Genomic DNA, 17,813 nt, shown 5'->3' on the forward strand with positions numbered 1-17,813 from the left:
GGGAAAGGCAAAATAAAACAGAACTTACAACTATTTTATTAACGCTGGCAACAACTATTACGCAATTTTTCTATTTTTAGTCACCAGCATCCATACACCAGCAGTCTTCTTTTAGCAAGAGCTAAAACCAAACAACGCATGAAAAAGCAGCAATTTCACAGGAGAAACTTTCTCAAAACCACTGTGGCCGCAGGTGTGGGATTAACCCTCCTTAATACGCCTGCCCAACTCTTCGCCGCCACACGAAAAGAAAAAGTAAGAATAGGACTGATAGGCGTCGGTGCACGTGGACAGGGGCATCTTGAGCTATGCCTGCAACGGACTGACGTAGACGTGGTCGCTATCTGTGATCCGGATACACAGTGGGCTATTCCGAAATCACGGGACCTGATCAGCAAGGCTTACGGCGCCAAAAAGAAAGTGGCAGAATACAGTAACGGACCAGAAGATTTCCACAATATGCTCAGGCGTGATGACATGGATGCAGTCATCATAGCTACTCCGTGGGAATGGCACACCATACAGGCAGTAGCGGCCATGAAAGCAGGCAAAACGCCTGCTGTAGAGGTATGTGGCGCTTCTGACATCCAGGAATGCTGGAACCTTGTTAATACAAGTGAAGATACCAACATCCCTGTCTTTGGTATGGAAAACGTATGTTACCGCCGGGATGTAATGGCCGTGCTGAACATGGTGCGGCAGGGGCTTTTCGGCGAACTGACGCACCTGCAGGGAGGTTATCAGCACGACCTGCGGAAGGTAAAGTTCAATGATGGCAAACAGTTATACGGAGGAGGGGTAGAATTTGGCGAGAAAGCGATGTCAGAGGCCAAATGGAGGACCAATCACAGTGTACATCGTAACGGCGACCTCTATCCTACCCATGGCTTAGGCCCTGTGGCAAATATGATCAACATCAACAGAGGAAATCGTTTGCTGTCACTGACATCGGTTGCCACCAAAGCCAGAGGATTACATAAGTATGTTGTGGATAATGGTGGTGAAAACCATCCTAATGCCAAGGTAGAATTTAAGTTAGGGGATATTGTATCTACCCTGATCCGCACCAATAACGGAGAGACCATTATGCTGTCGCACGATACCAACTCTCCGCGTCCCTACTCACTCAATTTCCGAGTGCAGGGTACGAATGGATTATGGATGGACGATTTCGATTCAATCTATGTGGAAGGCAAAAGTCCGTATGACCAGTGGGAGAAAGCCGGTAGCGAAAAAGATCCGGCGAGCTACATGGGCAAATATGACCATCCGCTGTGGAAACGTTATACCAGCAGTGCTGCCGGCGCCGGACATGGAGGAATGGACTGGTTTGTGATCAATTCATTCATTGAAAGTGTGAAAAGAGGCGCCCCATATGCACTGGATGTGTATGACCTGGCTACCTGGTATGCGATCACACCACTCAGTGAACAGTCAGTAGCCGAAGGCGGGAATGTGCAGTATATACCTGACTTCACGCGTGGGCAGTGGATGAACCGGAAACCGATCTTTGCACTGGACGACCAGTATTAGCGCCGGAAGACCAGTATTAAATAAAAAGGCCCCGCCAGTAGCGGGGCCTTTTCTATAATTAATCAGTTATTATCTTTTACCTACTTTATGCCCTGCCAGTGCATAATATAGAATGTACAGATAACATGGTACCATACAGTACACAAAAGCGTGTCTGAAGTCCAGTCCTTCCACATAGATGAAGCTCTCAGGATTGTACAGGCGGGAGAAGATCTGTGGCAATACGCCACCACCAACGATGCCCATTACCAGGAAGGCGGAACCCAACTTGGTGAACCTGCCCAGTTTCTCGATACCCAAAGGGAAGATAGCAGGCCACATCAGTGAGTTAGCCAATCCGAGCAGGGCGATAAAGGTTACAGCGGTGTAGCCGGTAGTCAGATATGCACAAACTGTAAACAGTACACCAAGTATGGCGCAGATACGTAAGCTCATAGACTGAGACAGGTATTTCGGGATCGCGATGATCCCTACTACATATCCTACCAGCATGGCAGCAAGCGTAAATGTGGTGAAATATTTGGTCTGGTCGAGGTTCATACCTAATTCCCTGCCATAAGTACCGATCACATCACCGGCCATTACTTCAACACCCACATACATGAATATACAGAGAGCACCCAGTAGCACATATGGATACTGGAAAATGCTGGTTCTGCTGTCGGTCACTGTCTTTCCTTCAGCATCCACGGTTTTGTTTTCCGTTTCTATTTCAGGCAGGGAGGAACGGCTGATGGCTACGGCCACTACCACACAAATCACTGCAAGGATAATATAGGGAAGAATAACTCTGGAAGCGAGGCTGTCCAGCAGACCATTCTTTTCCACCAGGTCAGTAGCCGTCTGGATCTGGGCCTCCAGTTTTGTCGCATCTTTTAAGATAATGGAAGCCAGGATCAGCGGGCTTATTGTACCGGCTATCTTGTTACAGATACCCATTATGCTGATACGTTTGGCAGCACTCTCTATTGGTCCGATGATGCTTACATAGGGATTGGAGGCAGTCTGCAACAGTGACATTCCCGCCCCCTGTATGAACAGACCGGTCAGGAACATACCGAAGCTGCGGGTATTGGCAGCCGGAATGAATACAAGGCAGCCAGCAGCCATGATGACAAGGCTGTATGCCATACCGTTTTTAAAACCGGTCTTCTTGATAATGAAGGAGGAAGGGATGGCGAGGAAGAAATAACCCAGGTAAGAAGCAAATGTCACCAACAGTGCTTCTGCAATAGAAAGCTGGCAGGAAATCTGCAGGAACGGGATCAGTGTTGCATTCACCCACGTAATAAAGCCCAGCATAAAATACAGTATCCCCAAAATCATGAGTGATTGCACAAAACCGGCCTGTTTAGGAGGCGCAGCAAGCGTTGTTGCGGTGTTAGACATTGTTACCCTGTTTTTATAAATTATTAAATGATTCTGATTGATCCTTGCGAACTTAACCAACAATTTCCGCATTTCATAGTTAAATGCGACCAAATGGCGGTCCGGGATAGATTAAAGTTAATTTACGATCTTAAATGGCTTAAATAGTACACTTTTCCAACTCCCTTTCAGGGGTTTAATCAACTTCTATTAAAAAAGAATAGAAATTTTACAACATATTAGCTAAAACGTTTTTGCTTCAGGAAAATAGGCACATTTATTTTGAAAATTTAGGAATTGTCGAAAAATAAATTATAAATTTAACGCGCAAAAATTACAGTAATTTAACACGTTTATGGCTCAACAAACAAAGCAAAGTACACATCCATCTTTCTTTGTACTGATACTTGTATTTTTTTTCTGGGGATTCGTTGCTGCCTCAAACAGCATATTCATTCCCTTTTGTAAAGCGCATTTCCACCTTGGACAGCTGGAATCACAGTTAATTGATTTCTCTTTCTATGGCGCTTACTTCATCGGCTCGCTGCTGCTGTATCTCTTCTCAGCAATACGGGGCGTAGACATCTTAAACAAGATCGGTTACCAGAAAGGGATTATTTATGGCCTGCTCATCTCTGTAGTAGGCGCAATCGCGTTAATTGCCGCAGTGAACATTGGCAACAAGATGGCTGACGAAACTGCCGCTTTTTATCTTATTCTGGGTGCTTTCTTTATCGTTGCGCTGGGCTTTTCCCTGCAGCAAACTGCTGCTAATCCCTTTGCCATTCTGTTAGGCGATCCGGCTAAAGGTACCCACCGCCTGAACCTGGCGGGTGGTATCAACTCCTTTGGTACGACTATCGGACCACTGGTTGTAAGTATCCTTCTCTTTGGTTCTGCAAAAGATGCTTCCGTGTCTGCTGACACTGACATCAGCAAGATCAATGCGCTCTACATCCTGTTGATCGTATTGTTCCTGGTTGCAGCTGCTATCTTCTGGTTCTCTAAAATGCCTAAAGGCACTTCTGATGAGCCATTTGAACAATCTCCCCGTGCGAGTAAATCCCTGGGTGCGATCACCGGCATGTTCATCCTGATTATGGTGGGTATTGTTCTTAATGCTATTAAAACTTCTATTGGTGTTGACGAAGCGACTGACCTCGGTCTGCCTTTCTTCCTGGTAGGTATCGTAGGTATCCTGGCTATTCTGTTCTACTCTCTGAACAGTGCCCGTAAAGACGGAAATGGCTGGGGTGCAATGAGATATCCTCAGCTGATCATGGGTATGATCGCGATCTTCGTGTATGTGGGTGTGGAAGTGACTATCGCCAGTAACATGGGCGCCCTGCTGAAACATCCGGGCTTCCTGACACTGGAAGGTTTGTCAGAATCGCAGATCGACCCATACGTTTCCCTGTTCTGGGGTAGTATGATGGTGGGTCGCTGGACAGGTGCCATCACTGTATTCAACGTATCGAAAACTGCCCGTCAGGTCCTCTCTGTAATTGTACCGTTCATTGCATACGGCGTCGTACTGGGAGCGAATCACCTGAAAGGTACTGACGTTAGCGTGCTGTATCCTTACGCAGGTGTACTGGTTGTACAGATCATCGGCTTCTTTGCCGGTCAGGACAAACCAGCTAAAACCCTGATGATATTCGCATTACTTGGTATCATGGCCATGGTAGTTGGTCTGTTCACCACTGGTGAAACATCCATCTTCGCATTCATCGCAGGCGGTTTGTTCTGCTCTGTAATGTGGTCCTGTATCTTCGCGCTGGCTATTGCTGGTCTGGGTAAATATACCAGTCAGGGTTCTTCCTTCCTGGTACTGATGATCCTGGGTGGCTCTCTGGTACCTCCTGTTCAGGGCGGTCTCGCAGATATCCCATCTATCGGTATCCATTATTCTTACATTATTCCGGTTGTATGCTTTGCATACCTGGCCTTTTTTGCATTCAGAGTTAAAAACATATTAAAATCACAGGGAATAGATTATGAGTCAGCAATTAGCGGTGGGCATTGATATTGGAGGAACCAATACAAAGTTTGGCATAGTAGATCGCAGAGGTAATATTCTGTGTGATGGACGTATGCTAACTAATCAACATGAAGACGTTCATGGCTTCCTGGATGAGTTGCATAGCAATTTGTCCGTATTAATAGAACAGGTAGGAGGTATCCAGAATATCAGAGGTATCGGTGTGGGTGCGCCTAATGGCAACTTCTATACTGGTAACATTGAGTACGCTCCAAACCTGAGATGGAAAGGCGTAGTGCCCTTGGCGAAACTGCTCAGTGAGAAATTCGGTGTGCCGGCTATTCTTACCAACGATGCGAACGCCGCTGCGCTGGGTGAATTCCAGTACGGTGCTGCAAGAAGCATGAGAGATTTTATCGTTATTACACTGGGTACTGGTGTAGGTAGTGGTATCGTAGCCAATGGTCAGCTGATCTATGGTCATGACGGCTTTGCCGGTGAACTGGGTCACTGCATCGTTATTCCTGGTGGCAGGTATCATCCTGGTACTGGTGCACATGGTTCCCTGGAAGCATATGCTTCTGCAACCGGTGTAACCAACACTGCCCTGGAATTCCTGGCTGAACGCCCTGATACAAAGAGCATCCTGCGTGATCATCCGAAAGAGGAGATCAATTCGAAAGTAATATATGAAGCTGCAATGAAAGGCGATCCGCTGGCAGTAGAAGTATACGAATTCACCGGTAAAATACTGGGTGAGGCCCTGGCCAACTTCGTAATGTTCTCCAGCCCTGAAGCGATCATCCTGTTCGGCGGTCTGACAAAAGCAGGTGACATGATCATGAAGCCTGTACGCGAGCATATGGAGAAAAACCTGCTGCCTATCTTCCAGAATAAGGTGAAGCTGGTATTCTCCGAGCTGAAAGAAAGCGATGCTGCCATTCTCGGCGCGAGCGCACTTGCGTGGGAAATGAAAGATTAAACTTTCAACCGGTTTTCCGGTATCATAAATAAAGATTTATGCAAGATCGCAGACATTTCTTAAAAGCAGCGGCCCTTAGTGCCGCTGCTTTATCTTTGGATGGTATGTCATCCGAAGCAAAGGCGGCAACTGCCGCTAAAAAAGGTAAGGTGACAAAGCCTATCGTGGTGTCCACCTGGGATTTCGGTCGTGCAGCTAACGAAGCTGCCTGGGACGTGCTCAAAAAAGGCGGACGTGCACTTGATGCGGTGGAAGCCGGCGTAAAAGTACCGGAAGCAGACCCGAACAACCATACCGTAGGATACAGCGGATATCCCGACCGTGACGGCCGTGTAACCCTGGATGCCTGCATTATGGATGAACTGGGAAACTGTGGTTCCGTGGCTGCGCTGGAACATATCGTACACCCTATCTCCGTCGCCCGTGCTGTGATGGAAAAAACCCCTCACGTCATGCTGGTAGGTGACGGCGCGCTGCAATTTGCCCTGTCTCAGGGTTTCAAAAAAGAAAACCTGCTGACACCGGAATCAGAAAAGGCCTGGCGCGAATGGCTGAAAACATCCGAATACAAGCCTATCATGAACATAGAGAACAATTCCTATGGTCCTGAGAAAGCGACCACTTTCAGCCCGCTCCGGCTGCCCGGAAACCAATACAACCATGACACGATCGGTATGGTAGCCCTGGATGCCAATGGCAACCTGTCCGGCGCCTGTACCACCAGTGGTATGGCTTACAAACTGCATGGCCGCGTAGGAGACTCTCCTATCATTGGTGCAGGTTTGTATGTGGATAACGAAGTAGGCGCTGCTACCTCTACAGGTGTAGGTGAAGAAGTGATCCGCGTAGTGGGGAGCTTCCTGGTGGTGGAACTGATGCGTCAGGGTTATTCTCCACACGAAGCGTGTAAAGAAGCAGTTACCCGTATTGTTAAAAAGAACAGGGAAAGAGCGAAAGGATTACAGGTAGGCTTCCTCGCTATCAACAAAAAAGGGGAGCATGGTGCATACTGCCTGCAGAAAGGATTTAACTACGCTGTGCTGTCTGAAAAGGAAAACAACGTCCTGATTGATGGTAAGCATTATTTCTAACAGATGAACAGAAAGATCACGCTTGAAATATGCGCTGGCTCTGTCGCTTCCTGCATTGCAGCAGAAGAAGGTGGCGCTCAGCGTATTGAATTGTGCGATAACCTGCTGGAAGGTGGTACCACCCCCAGCTACGGCACGATCGCCATGGCCCGTGAAAAAGTAAAGATTGATCTCTATCCGATCATCCGTCCACGTGGCGGAGACTTTCTGTACGATGACCTCGAATTTGAGACCATGCAGAAAGATATCAAACTGTGTAAGTCCCTCGGTTGTAACGGCGTGGTTATTGGCCTGCTCACTGCCGATGGTAAAGTAGACAAGGTACGTACTAAAGCACTGGTCGATCTGGCCTGGCCAATGGGCGTTACTTTTCACCGCGCTTTTGATATGACGGACGATCCTTTACAGGCACTGGAAGATATCATAGAAACCGGCTGCGAGCGCATCCTGACCTCTGGTCAGCGCAATACGGCAACGGAAGGTATCCCCTTACTGAAAACACTGGTAGAAAAGACCGCGGGACGTATTGCTATCCTCGTAGGATCTGGTGTACGTGCCCACAACATTGCCGAACTCGTAAAAGAAACCGGCGCAACGGAGTTCCATACTACTGCCAAAGCGTATGAGGAAAGCGGCATGGTATACCGTAATCCAAACGTCAGTATGGGTGGCATTCCCGGTGTACCGGAATATGGCATCTCCAAGACACAGGTGAACGAAGTGAAAAAGATACTGGCCCTGGCCAATGAAGCTGCCGGCAACTAACAGGTCCCTGCTTATTTACCTTACTGAATAAAGCAAAAAGGGGCGTCTGCTGGATAGCGGACGCCCTTTTTCGTATCGGTTTAGATTTGCTGTGCTTATTATTACAGATCGTTCTGCTGAATGTTACCATTTGCATTGATCTCATCCTGCGGAAACAGGAACTCCCAGCGGATATCCCCTGCAGGTACCTGCATCAGATTATTCGTCAGTGTAGGCGAATGGTTCGCGCCTCTCCTGTCAAGTGCCTGGTTCATACGTTTCAGGTCATAGAAACGGAAACCTTCTCCCCACAGCTCTATACGGCGGTTTACCAGGATCTCCTCCAGCAGTGCCTCACCGGTATTCGTGCTCTTCACGTAGTTCGGATCACGGTTCACCATTAAAGTATACAATACATCTGCTGCACCTGCATTATCGTTCTGACGCACTTTTGCTTCGGCTTCTATCAGGTACATTTCAGCCGCACGCATCAACGGTACGTCCCCGTTGCTACCAGAGGTGGCCACCAGGAATTTCTTGTTGATATAAGGTGCTGTAATACCGCCGGAAGGTACAGGTACATTGGTTCCATCCGGGCTGAATACCTGTCTGCGTACATCTGCCGGGCCCATTTTCTCATAGATCACGGAGTTGATCGCTTTAGGATTGGTCCTGATGTTAGAAGAGTTGTAGTTCGCAGACATAAATGCGTAGAATGAATAGAAATAGGTTGTCTGCTCAGCTATGTGATGACTACCCCAGATCCACTCCGCATTATTATAATCATTGAATCCTTTCAGGTAATCCGCATTCGACATCAGTGATACACCTGCTCTGGCTTCTGCTGCATATTTTTCGGCAGTCGCCCAATCCTGCTGAGTTAAAGCAATACGTGCCTTGATGCCTTTTGCTACCTGTACGCTGATATGTGATCTGTTATCGCCGTTATAACCCGCGAGATTCACCACAGCAGAGTCGATATCGTGATTGATCTGTGTGTATACCTGTGCTACGGTCGCTCTTGGTAACGGTTCTACTGTATTGGTCAGTACAAGCGGTACGCCCAGCTGACTGTTATTACCTGTCGCATCAAAACGTTTACCGTACATCTGCACCAGGTTCCAGTAAGCCCAGGAACGATATGCCAGCGCCTGTCCCTTGATGATCTTCTTTTCAGCAGGATCACCGTCTACATTATCGATATTGGTGATGATCATATTTGCATTGGCAATGATCTTGTAGTAGAAATAGTAAGTGTATTTCAGGAATCCAGCTGATGTAGTACGATGGGTCACCCATTGATACTGGGAGTTAAACCAACCGTTACCAGCAGCGGTCATTACCAGATCATCGCCCAGCATGTCATTGTTGATCATGATGCTACCCTGTCCACCCTGGTCCTGGCTATCGTACTGGATATACAGGGAACGGTGAATACCATTGATGGCAGACCATGCACCCGCGATATTGCTGAATACAGAACCGGAAGGATATGCGTCAGTCGGATTAGTTTCAAGATAGTCCTTGCTACAGGAACTGAAAATTAATACCGGTATAACTATGAGTATAGATAATATTTTCTTAGTCATCTTTCTTTGAGTTTTTAGAGTCCAACATTAATACCTACTGTCACTACGCGTGCTGGTGAATACATGTTAGTAGTCACACCAGAGAATGCCTGTGTCACGTTCATACCTTTACGCGCTGTTTTCAGGTACAGGTTTTCACCGCTTGCAAAAATGTTAGCGCTCGCAATACGCATAGCAGATGTCCATGCTTTGGGCAGCGTATAGCCGAGACTAACTCTTCTCAGGTTGATAAAAGAGGCGCTTGTTAACCAGCGGTCAGAAGTACCGGCATTGATATTGGTAACATTGCTGAAGTGCATTTTCGGCACATTGGTTTCATCACCCGCTTTCTGCCAGCGGTTCAATGCGTCCACGTGCAGCGCCGAACCGTAAGTACCACCGTGCATCAGACCCATATAAGTCTGGTCGTATACTTTACCGCCAATCTGGTAGCTCACCACGAAAGACAACTCAAAGTTCTTATAGTTGAAGGTATTGGTAATACCGCCATATACATCAGGAATAGAAGACCCCGCGTAGTGATAACGGGCGTTGCTCACCAGGATCGTAGCAGTATCGCCATTCTTGGTGACGCGGGTATTTCTGTTGTTAGGATTGATGGTCGTGTTCTGAGCTCTGTAAAGTGGTGCACCATCTTCCGGATCAACACCCAGGTACTCTCTCAGCCAGTAGTCGTACTGTGACTTACCTACCATCAGTTTTTTAGTACCAGATATGATCTCTTTTTGTGGTTGCTCGCTGATCTGGTTCTTGTAAGTAGTCGCATTCAGATTCACATTCCATTTGAAATCCTTGTTACGCACCACATCCACACCTACCTGAAGTTCAAAACCCCTGTTCCACATGGTACCGATATTCCTGCTTTCAAACTTCAGCCCACTGGACAACGGTGTAGGTACACGGAACAGCAGGTTAGAAGATTCACGGTAGAAATATTCAACACTACCGGATACTCTTTCTTTCAGGAAGGAGAAATCCACGCCCACATCAAAAGTCCTGTTCTGTTCCCAGGTCAGATTGCTTGGAATAGAACGTTGTAATACACCGGGTTCATTTGCATTCGCATACGGGTCGTAGAGCGCCTGCCACGCATAATAAATAGCGTTACTGTTTTCATCCAGCAAGGCATCATTACCCACTGTACCATAAGAAGAACGTACTTTCAACAGGTCGATCCAGCTGATGTCCCTCATAAAGTTTTCATTATTCAGGCTCCACCCAGCACCTACAGACCAGAATGTGCCCCATGGATTGGAGAAGCGGCTGGATGCGTCACGACGTACGGAAGCAGCAGCAAAGTATTTCTGATCGTAGTTATAGGTAACACGGGAGAAGTAACCTTCTGTACGGTATTTATCTGTACGTGAACTCAGGGAACTGGTAGTAGTGAAGTTGTCCAGTTCAGTAGAAGCACCATCCACGATCACGGTATTTCTTGCACCATAGAAGTAGTTGTAGGTACGGTCAAAGTTCTCATGACCTAACAACACGTCTACATTATGCTGACCGAAAGAGCGGTTGTAATTCAGCAACTGGTTAAAGGTGAAACCTGTTGTGATACGGTTGGTACGGCTTGCACGACCGGCAGGCGCACCATCACCCACAGTTGTATTATCGAAAGTACCTACCAGGTCATTGGTTACGTCCACACCCAGGTTAGTAGTGAATCTGAAATCACGCAGGAATTTCACTTCACCGAATGTTCTTGCAGACATTGCGTTACGTCGGAAGCTGTTGTCATTCAGTTCTGTTTCCTGGATAATATGACGGCCAGCATTTGCGCCTGCTGGTCTGGCTACCTGACCGCCCAGGGAGCCATCACCCAGGTCATAAATGGTTTGGCCGTTTCTGTCCAGCACCAGCGCGCCGGTTGTAGCATCGTGCGCATGGATCGGATAGATAGGACCCATGTTCCTGGTGAAGTTGAACGGATTGATATAAGCGGAGCTGTTATCAACAGTATTTGCCTGGTTTGATTTAGTGAATGTACCATTCACATTCAGACCTGTTTTAAACCATGACAGCGGATTAGCATTCACATTGATACGGCCGTTGATCCTTTCGAAATCAGACTTGGTAACGAATCCTTTTTCTTTCAGATAACCCAGGGAAATGAAGTAATCACTTTTATCAGAACCACCATTGAAGCTGACACCATAATCGCCACGGCTGCCGGTACGCTCGATCGCTTTTGTCCAATCCAGATCATCGGCATACAGTAGTTGTGCATTAGGGTTCATGGTACCATCGGTACGCACGATATCATTATTTGCTACATTGAACGGATTATATCCCAGGCGATTTTTAATAGCGTTTGTAGCTGTCTGGTTAGCTGCTTCCAAGGTAGTGCTACCGGTGAACAAGGTATTCCTGTAAGACTCCCACATCAGCGGATAGTACTGGAATGCATCTACACGGTCGTATTCAGGAATAGCGCGGGAGGTCACACCCTGCATTGCTCTTACCTGTATGTGGTTACTACCACGTTTACCTTTCTTAGTAGTGATGATCACTACGCCATTTGCCGCACGTGCACCATATAAAGCAGAAGCAGATGCATCTTTCAGCAGCGACATACTTTCGATATCGTCTGTGCTCAGTGAGGAGATGTTACCTTCGTAAGGCACACCATCCACGACATATAATGGATCATTGGAAGCGTTGATAGAACCCACACCACGGATACGGATGCTGGGTCCGGAACCAGGCTGACCACTACCGGAGTTCACCTGTATACCAGGAGCTGCACCTTCCAGTGCATTGAACACGTTGGAGATAGGGCGGGTCTGTAATGCCTTTGCGTCGATTTGAGTGAGGGAACCGGTGAAGGTTTTACGATTGGCAGTACCGTATGCGATGACTACCACTTCATTCAGACCTTTGGTATCTACCTGCAGGGTAACGTTCACAGAAGTACGGCCATTAACAGGCACTTCCTGATCGATATGCCCTACGTAACTGAATACCAGGGTGCCATTGGAAGGCGCCAGCAGGGTATACTCCCCTTTCATATCGGTAACGGTACCAGTATTGGTTTTTGCCACACGTACACTTACGCCTACGAGTGGCGTACCTGAAGGATCAGTGACACGACCTTGTACATTGATATCGGCCATCGCTTCACTTTTAGGAGCGATACCTACCAGTTTATCAGACATTACACGAAAGGTAAGACCGGTGCTGTTAAGCGCCAGTGCCAGTACCTGTTCTACAGTCTTATCTGTTACACTTACCGTCACCTTGGTGTCAGCAGCGATCATATCATTGCTATACACAAAGCGGTAATCGCTTTGCTTTTCAATGATCTTCAGCAATTTAGCCAGCTTTACATCTTCCAGGTCCAGTGTGAACCTTTTCTGTGAGAATACACTGGCAGACACCTGCATGCAGGTCACGAGTGTCAGCAAAAAGGCCAGTTTCATCAATAGAATCGCTTTTAGGAAAGACTTTGGTTTAGGTAAAAGAAGCAGATTAAGTCTGGTTTTTTCCATACTTTTAGGTTGTTTAAGGTCAATAAAATGCATGGGCAGGTCTCATCGCCAAATGAAACTCCCTGTCATGCGCTGATCTTGGTTGAGGGGGAATGTTGCCGCATTTCCCCTTTTTCTTTGTTCAATAGTTACGAATCAATAAGTTCAATAGTTACTGCATAAGTAAAGGCCTGTTTATCGTTTTATGATTATTTTCTTTTTATCTATGTGATAGTGAAAAGGCGATGTAAATCTCAGCGCCTCTAAAGTCTGGTCCACTGTTTCGTTAATAAACGTACCTGTAAAACGGTTCTCTGCTAACTGCTTATCTTCAAAAATTATCTGCACATCATACCATCTTTCCATTTTGAGTGCGATGTCTTCAAAACGTTCGTTATTAAAGACAAGGCAATTCTCTTTCCAGGCTGTTTCGGCTACCAGGCTATCCGTTGGAATGATGGTCACTTCTTCCAGCCTGTATGGCTCTTTATCATGCATGACCGGCATGGATACGGACTTTACCGGTGAGTTCTTTTCTTCATTCTCTAAAACGATTTTCTGATTGGGAGTCAGGATCACCTTTTTTGGCACATCCCCTTTAATAGTTACTTCGACTTTCCCTTGTATCAATGAGGTTTCAACTGTTTTATCCTCCTCATAAGCTCTGACATTAAATGTGGTGCCCAGCACCGTGATATCCATCTTTTTAGTGTGTATGATAAATGGTCTTTGTTCGTCCTTCAATACATCAAAAAAAGCTTCCCCTTCCAATGTGACCTGTCTGCTATTTTCCTGACCATAATCATAGGTCAGTTTACTACTTACATTCAGATAGACGGTTGATCCGTCGGGCAATGTTACTGTTGAACGGGAACCATGCCTGGTGCTGATCTCACTGACCAGCTCCTTATTTTCATGTGGCTGATGCCCGGTAAGGCCCCATAATCCGCCTGCTACCAGCAATACGGTTGCAGCTGCCGCCAGCACACGCCATTTAGTACGGCTGAACCATGACCTGTGTGCCGGTATTTCCGGTATATCCTGCGGAACTGTTACTGCAAAATCAACAGGGAACAGTGCCCGCATACGCAGCATATGTTTTTCCAGTGCAGCCTCTGTATCGTCGGCGCCACCAGGTGTATGCAGTTCCAGCTCTTTCATCAGAGATGCCTGATAACTCAGTTGTGCATCATCTTTCAGTAACACTTCCAGTTCCCGCAGTTCATCTAAAGTAGCCTCCCCTGATATTTTTCTTCCCAGCAATATCCAGGTTCTGTCTTGACTCATAAACGTTTTTATGGGCTTTACATCTATTAAGACAGTCGTTTTTAGAGAATCTACTAATGGATTTTAAAAAAAAGTTAACAAAAAATAAATATTAGCGTTTTGGTAAATATAACCGGAGGGATTCACTGATCTTTTTGCAGGCAATAGCCATCTGTACGTCAATTGTATTGACGGAGATTTCGAGGATGCTGGCTACTTCTTTGTATTTCAGGCCATCTTCACGGATCAGTTTATAAATGACCTTACAGCGGGGAGGCAGGTTATTTACGGCATCTGCCATTTTCTTCGCCATTTCTCCGGAGATCAGGAGCTGTTCGGGGGTATTATCAGCAGCTTTCATGTCAACCGACAGCTCATCGACACTGAAATATTGTAACTGCTGCTGATTCAGATAGTTGAGGGCAGTATTCCTGGTAGCTACATACAGATATACCTTCAGGTTAGTGACCTGTAAGAGTCGCTCCCTGTTCTTCCAGATGTTAACGAATACGTCTGAAGCTATTTCCTCCGCCTGCTCATTAGACTTAACGATAGATGAGGCGAACTGGCACAAAGGCTTATAAAACTGCCTGAATAATTGTTTATATGCCTGCTCGTCTCCCGTGGCTACTCTGGCGGCGAGTACTTGCGTTGTGGCATGGTCTGATGTCTGCACTACCCGGTTAATATTTTTTTCTCTGCACGTTAAAAGTAGTTGAAAACACTTCAAAATCACAATAGAGATCTGAAGTCCGAAAACATATAGTTTTTATCCCAATAAGTTTTACCCTTTGCAGGTGTTTCAATGATCCGCTGTGGTGGCAATATAAAAGTCGTGGCCTGATAGGTCAAACGTACAGCTGTTCTGGCTATTAAACAGCAACAATGTATCGAATATTCCACGGATAAAAAAATCAGAAACATTAAATTTTAGGCTCCTATTAGCTATAAAATGTATACCTGACTTTTTTGTGTAACAAATAAAAATGCTTCATACTGCCGCTGTCGCGCGTCAGTATGAAGCACTTACCGTATCATGTGCGATATCAGCTGTCAGATCTGGCCACCCACACGCTCCAGTCTTTATCGAACTTATACCAGTGACCTTTAGGTCCTTCCCATTTCCAATCAGGCACTTCAGCCCAGCTGCCACCATTATCCGCACTCCACATTAGCTTACCATCAACGATTTTGAGCCATTTTCCATCAGCATCGGCCCACATTCCATCATCCACAGCGGCCCATTTTTTACCGTTAGCACTCCACCATAATTTGGCATCCTTGTCTAACTTATACCAGTAGGTTTTCTTGTCTTTGACTCCCTCCCACACACCATCTTTTGCTTTGGTCCATTCCTCAGCGATGTAGTGCCTGAGTACAGGAGCCGGTTTACCTGCATAGACATGCAGATGCGTTACTGACAAACAAACGCAGGTCATCAATAAAAACAACTTTTTCATAAACATTGAGCTTTTAGAGGATAAATGCCGGAACGTGACAACAAGGGCTGTTTTGTAGCGCCACCGGCGGAATGATTGAGGTTTTCTTCGGCCATGCCCCTTGGTGACCGGTTTTTCACTGCTTGCAGGTTAAGATGTACATCTGCTAGTATTAACGCGATTCGATGTCTGATGGTTTTATCGCATTTATGAATAGTATGTTAAGGGTACTTTATACATTTATCGAATTTTCGTCATTCTTACTTAAACAAAGCCCTAAACTTCTATGTGATTAGAGAGATTTTTTTTAATTTTCCGTCTCGTTTTTAAACCGCATCTAATCCAAAACATTAATCATGACGCTTAATCATCAGGAAATTGAACTGATTGACAGTTTCGAACAGATAGCCGTGGATATATATCCTACCGCTAAGGACGGTTCCAGAGCAGTTGCGCAGGAAATAGCAGCACTGATTAAAGAACGACAGGCAGCCAACAAACAGGTTGTTCTGGGTCTTGCTACAGGTTCAACCCCCAAGTATCTTTATGCAGAACTGGTGAGATTGCACAAAGAAGAAGGACTGAGCTTCAAAAATGTGCTGACCTTCAACCTGGACGAGTATTATCCGATCGAACCAGATGCCTTACAGAGCTATAACAGGTTCATGAAAGAGCAGCTGTTCAATCACATCGACATTCCTGCAGGTAACTACTTCGTTCCGGATGGTACATTGCCAAAAGAAAAAGTAAAGGAATATACGGCTGAATACGAGCGCCGTATTGAAGCTGCAGGCGGCATCGATCTGCAGATCCTGGGTATCGGTACAAACGGTCATATCGGTTTTAACGAACCTGGTTCAACCCTGAATTCACACACTCGTCTCGTTACACTGGACCACAATACCAGACAAGCGAACGCTTTCGAGTTTGCCAATATCAGCCAGGTACCTCGTCTGGCTATTACCATGGGCCTGAGCACCATCTTCAAAGCTAAACGTATCGTATTGCTGGCATGGGGTACCCACAAAGCAAAGATCGTACGCAGATCTGTTGAAGGTCATAGCACGGATCAGGTTCCAGCATCTCTATTGCAACAACACCCTGACTGCAAATTCGTCATCGACGAACAGGCAGCTGAAGAGCTGACCCGCTATAAAGAACCATGGCTGACCGGTGACTGCGAATGGACACCTAAACTGCGTCGTAAAGCGGTAGTTCACCTCGCGCAGAAACTGAACAAGCCCATCCTCATGCTCACAGACAGAGACTACAACGAAAACGGTCTGAATGACCTGATCGTTCAGTACGGTTCTGCTTATGAGCTGAACATCCAGGAGTTTAATGGTCTTCGTGATACCATCACAGGATGGCCAGGTGGTAAACCAGGTGCACAGCTGCCAAGCCACCCTGAGCGTTCCACCCCTGAGAAAAAACGCGTACTGCTGTTCTCTCCTCACCCGGATGATGATATCATCTCTATGGGCGGTACTTTCATCCGCTTACATGAGCAGGGACACGATGTACACGTTGCTTACCAGACTTCCGGTAACATCGCTGTAACTGACGAATTCTTACTGCGTTACATCGACTTCGCCGTAGGTTTCGAAGGCATGTTTGGCATAGATCGTAGCAAAAGCACACAGATCCTGGAAGAAGCAAAAGCATTCCTCCGTGTGAAGAAGCCCAGCCAGAAAGATACGCCTGAAAACCGCGCCATTAAAGGCCTGATCCGTCGTGGTGAAGCAAAGGCTACCTGCCGTTACGTAGGTATTCCTGAATCAAACATCCACTACCAGAACCTGCCTTTCTATGAAACAGGTACGATCGAGAAAAAACCAATGGGTGAAGAAGATATCCAGATGACCGTTGATCTGATCCGTGAAGTGAAACCTCACCAGATCTATTGCGCCGGTGACCTTGCTGACCCACATGGTACACACAAGGTATGTCTGGAAATTATCTTCGCAGCACTCGACAGGCTGAAACATGAAGATTTCATGAAAGACTGCTGGGTTTGGATGTATAAAGGTGCATGGCAGGAATGGAACATCCATGAAATCGAAATGGCTGTACCAATGAGCCCTGACCAGGTATTACAGAAACGCCTCGGTATCTTCATTCACCAGAGCCAGAAAGACGTTGTGCCTTTCCAGGGTTCTGACCTGCGTGAGTTCTGGGAAAGAGCGGAAGACCGTAATGCCAACACCGCTAATCTGTACGATCAGTTAGGTTTACAGAAATACGCTGCCATGGAGGCATTCGCAAGATATCACTTCATGTAGGCTGCCCGCTTTGCAATAATACTTGCCCCCGTTCCTCACCTGCAGGAACGGGGGCTTTTTATTGCACA

12 protein-coding genes are annotated in these 17,813 nt (G+C 46.5%); 6 read left to right on the forward strand and 6 right to left on the reverse strand.

Translation table 11 applies throughout. The features are described from left to right. Window positions 1–138 precede the first annotated feature (138 nt). Window positions 139–1,533, forward strand: coding sequence for a Gfo/Idh/MocA family protein (locus tag GWR21_RS12265; RefSeq protein ID WP_162332037.1), 1,395 nt, complete (start codon window positions 139–141; stop codon window positions 1,531–1,533). A 69-nt stretch (window positions 1,534–1,602) separates the two neighbouring features. On the opposite strand, the gene GWR21_RS12270 is transcribed toward GWR21_RS12265, so the two are convergent. Beyond that, window positions 1,603–2,922 carry a sugar MFS transporter gene (locus GWR21_RS12270; protein ID WP_162332038.1) on the reverse strand — a complete coding sequence of 440 codons (1,320 nt, stop codon included), beginning with the start codon at window positions 2,920–2,922 and terminating at the stop codon, window positions 1,603–1,605. Between the two features lie 334 nt (window positions 2,923–3,256). On the opposite strand from GWR21_RS12270, the gene GWR21_RS12275 reads away from it, so the two are divergent. The 4 genes from GWR21_RS12275 to GWR21_RS12290 are packed head-to-tail and all read left to right on the forward strand — an operon-like array spanning window position 3,257 to window position 7,720. Then, on the forward strand, window positions 3,257–4,927 hold the full coding sequence (locus tag GWR21_RS12275; RefSeq protein ID WP_162332039.1) for an MFS transporter: 1,671 nt from the start codon (window positions 3,257–3,259) through the stop codon (window positions 4,925–4,927). Then, window positions 4,899–5,864 carry an ROK family protein gene (locus GWR21_RS12280; protein ID WP_162332040.1) on the forward strand — a complete coding sequence of 322 codons (966 nt, stop codon included), beginning with the start codon at window positions 4,899–4,901 and terminating at the stop codon, window positions 5,862–5,864. The genes GWR21_RS12275 and GWR21_RS12280 overlap by 29 nt, the downstream gene beginning before the upstream one ends. Window positions 5,865–5,902: 38 nt before the next feature. Further along, window positions 5,903–6,955 carry a N(4)-(beta-N-acetylglucosaminyl)-L-asparaginase gene (locus tag GWR21_RS12285; RefSeq protein ID WP_162332041.1) on the forward strand — a complete coding sequence of 351 codons (1,053 nt, stop codon included), beginning with the start codon at window positions 5,903–5,905 and terminating at the stop codon, window positions 6,953–6,955. Between the two features lie 3 nt (window positions 6,956–6,958). Next, complete coding sequence (locus GWR21_RS12290) at window positions 6,959–7,720, forward strand: copper homeostasis protein CutC (protein WP_162332042.1); 762 nt, start codon at window positions 6,959–6,961, stop codon at window positions 7,718–7,720. A gap of 101 nt (window positions 7,721–7,821) precedes the next feature. Here GWR21_RS12290 and GWR21_RS12295 read toward each other — a convergent pair whose 3' ends face one another. The 5 genes from GWR21_RS12295 to GWR21_RS12315 all read right to left on the reverse strand — a co-directional run bounded on the left by GWR21_RS12295 (window position 7,822) and on the right by GWR21_RS12315 (window position 15,484). Beyond that, a complete protein-coding gene (locus tag GWR21_RS12295) occupies window positions 7,822–9,288 on the reverse strand; it encodes a RagB/SusD family nutrient uptake outer membrane protein (RefSeq protein ID WP_162332043.1) in 1,467 nt (488 codons plus the stop codon). 14 nt (window positions 9,289–9,302) lie between these two features. Beyond that, the gene (locus GWR21_RS12300) at window positions 9,303–12,779 is read right to left on the reverse strand and encodes a TonB-dependent receptor (protein ID WP_162332044.1); all 3,477 of its coding nucleotides are present in this window, start codon (window positions 12,777–12,779) and stop codon (window positions 9,303–9,305) included. 174 nt (window positions 12,780–12,953) lie between these two features. After that, window positions 12,954–14,045 (reverse strand): FecR family protein, encoded by a 1,092-nt coding sequence (locus GWR21_RS12305; protein ID WP_162332045.1) that lies wholly within the window; start codon window positions 14,043–14,045, stop codon window positions 12,954–12,956. 91 nt (window positions 14,046–14,136) lie between these two features. Further along, on the reverse strand, window positions 14,137–14,700 hold the full coding sequence (locus tag GWR21_RS12310; protein WP_238430326.1) for an RNA polymerase sigma-70 factor: 564 nt from the start codon (window positions 14,698–14,700) through the stop codon (window positions 14,137–14,139). A 370-nt stretch (window positions 14,701–15,070) separates the two neighbouring features. Further along, on the reverse strand, window positions 15,071–15,484 hold the full coding sequence (locus GWR21_RS12315) for a hypothetical protein (RefSeq protein WP_162332047.1): 414 nt from the start codon (window positions 15,482–15,484) through the stop codon (window positions 15,071–15,073). 335 nt (window positions 15,485–15,819) lie between these two features. On the opposite strand from GWR21_RS12315, the gene nagB reads away from it, so the two are divergent. Beyond that, window positions 15,820–17,745 carry a glucosamine-6-phosphate deaminase gene (gene nagB / locus GWR21_RS12320; protein ID WP_162332048.1) on the forward strand — a complete coding sequence of 642 codons (1,926 nt, stop codon included), beginning with the start codon at window positions 15,820–15,822 and terminating at the stop codon, window positions 17,743–17,745. Window positions 17,746–17,813 lie beyond the last annotated feature (68 nt).

The organism is Chitinophaga agri, from assembly GCF_010093065.1.
Classification (GTDB): Bacteria; Bacteroidota; Bacteroidia; order Chitinophagales; family Chitinophagaceae; genus Chitinophaga; species Chitinophaga agri.

Bases quoted from the DNA above. Each gene is read 5' to 3' on its own strand.
- nagB (WP_162332048.1), top strand. From the start codon at position 15,820: ATGACGCTTAATCATCAGGAAATTGAACTGATTGACAGTTTCGAACAG.
- GWR21_RS12315 (WP_162332047.1), bottom strand. From the start codon at position 15,484: ATGAAAAAGTTGTTTTTATTGATGACCTGCGTTTGTTTGTCAGTAACG.
- GWR21_RS12295 (WP_162332043.1), bottom strand. From the start codon at position 9,288: ATGACTAAGAAAATATTATCTATACTCATAGTTATACCGGTATTAATT.
- GWR21_RS12300 (WP_162332044.1), bottom strand. From the start codon at position 12,779: ATGGAAAAAACCAGACTTAATCTGCTTCTTTTACCTAAACCAAAGTCT.
- GWR21_RS12265 (WP_162332037.1), top strand. From the start codon at position 139: ATGAAAAAGCAGCAATTTCACAGGAGAAACTTTCTCAAAACCACTGTG.
- GWR21_RS12280 (WP_162332040.1), top strand. From the start codon at position 4,899: ATGAGTCAGCAATTAGCGGTGGGCATTGATATTGGAGGAACCAATACA.
- GWR21_RS12290 (WP_162332042.1), top strand. From the start codon at position 6,959: ATGAACAGAAAGATCACGCTTGAAATATGCGCTGGCTCTGTCGCTTCC.
- GWR21_RS12270 (WP_162332038.1), bottom strand. From the start codon at position 2,922: ATGTCTAACACCGCAACAACGCTTGCTGCGCCTCCTAAACAGGCCGGT.
- GWR21_RS12275 (WP_162332039.1), top strand. From the start codon at position 3,257: ATGGCTCAACAAACAAAGCAAAGTACACATCCATCTTTCTTTGTACTG.
- GWR21_RS12305 (WP_162332045.1), bottom strand. From the start codon at position 14,045: ATGAGTCAAGACAGAACCTGGATATTGCTGGGAAGAAAAATATCAGGG.
- GWR21_RS12285 (WP_162332041.1), top strand. From the start codon at position 5,903: ATGCAAGATCGCAGACATTTCTTAAAAGCAGCGGCCCTTAGTGCCGCT.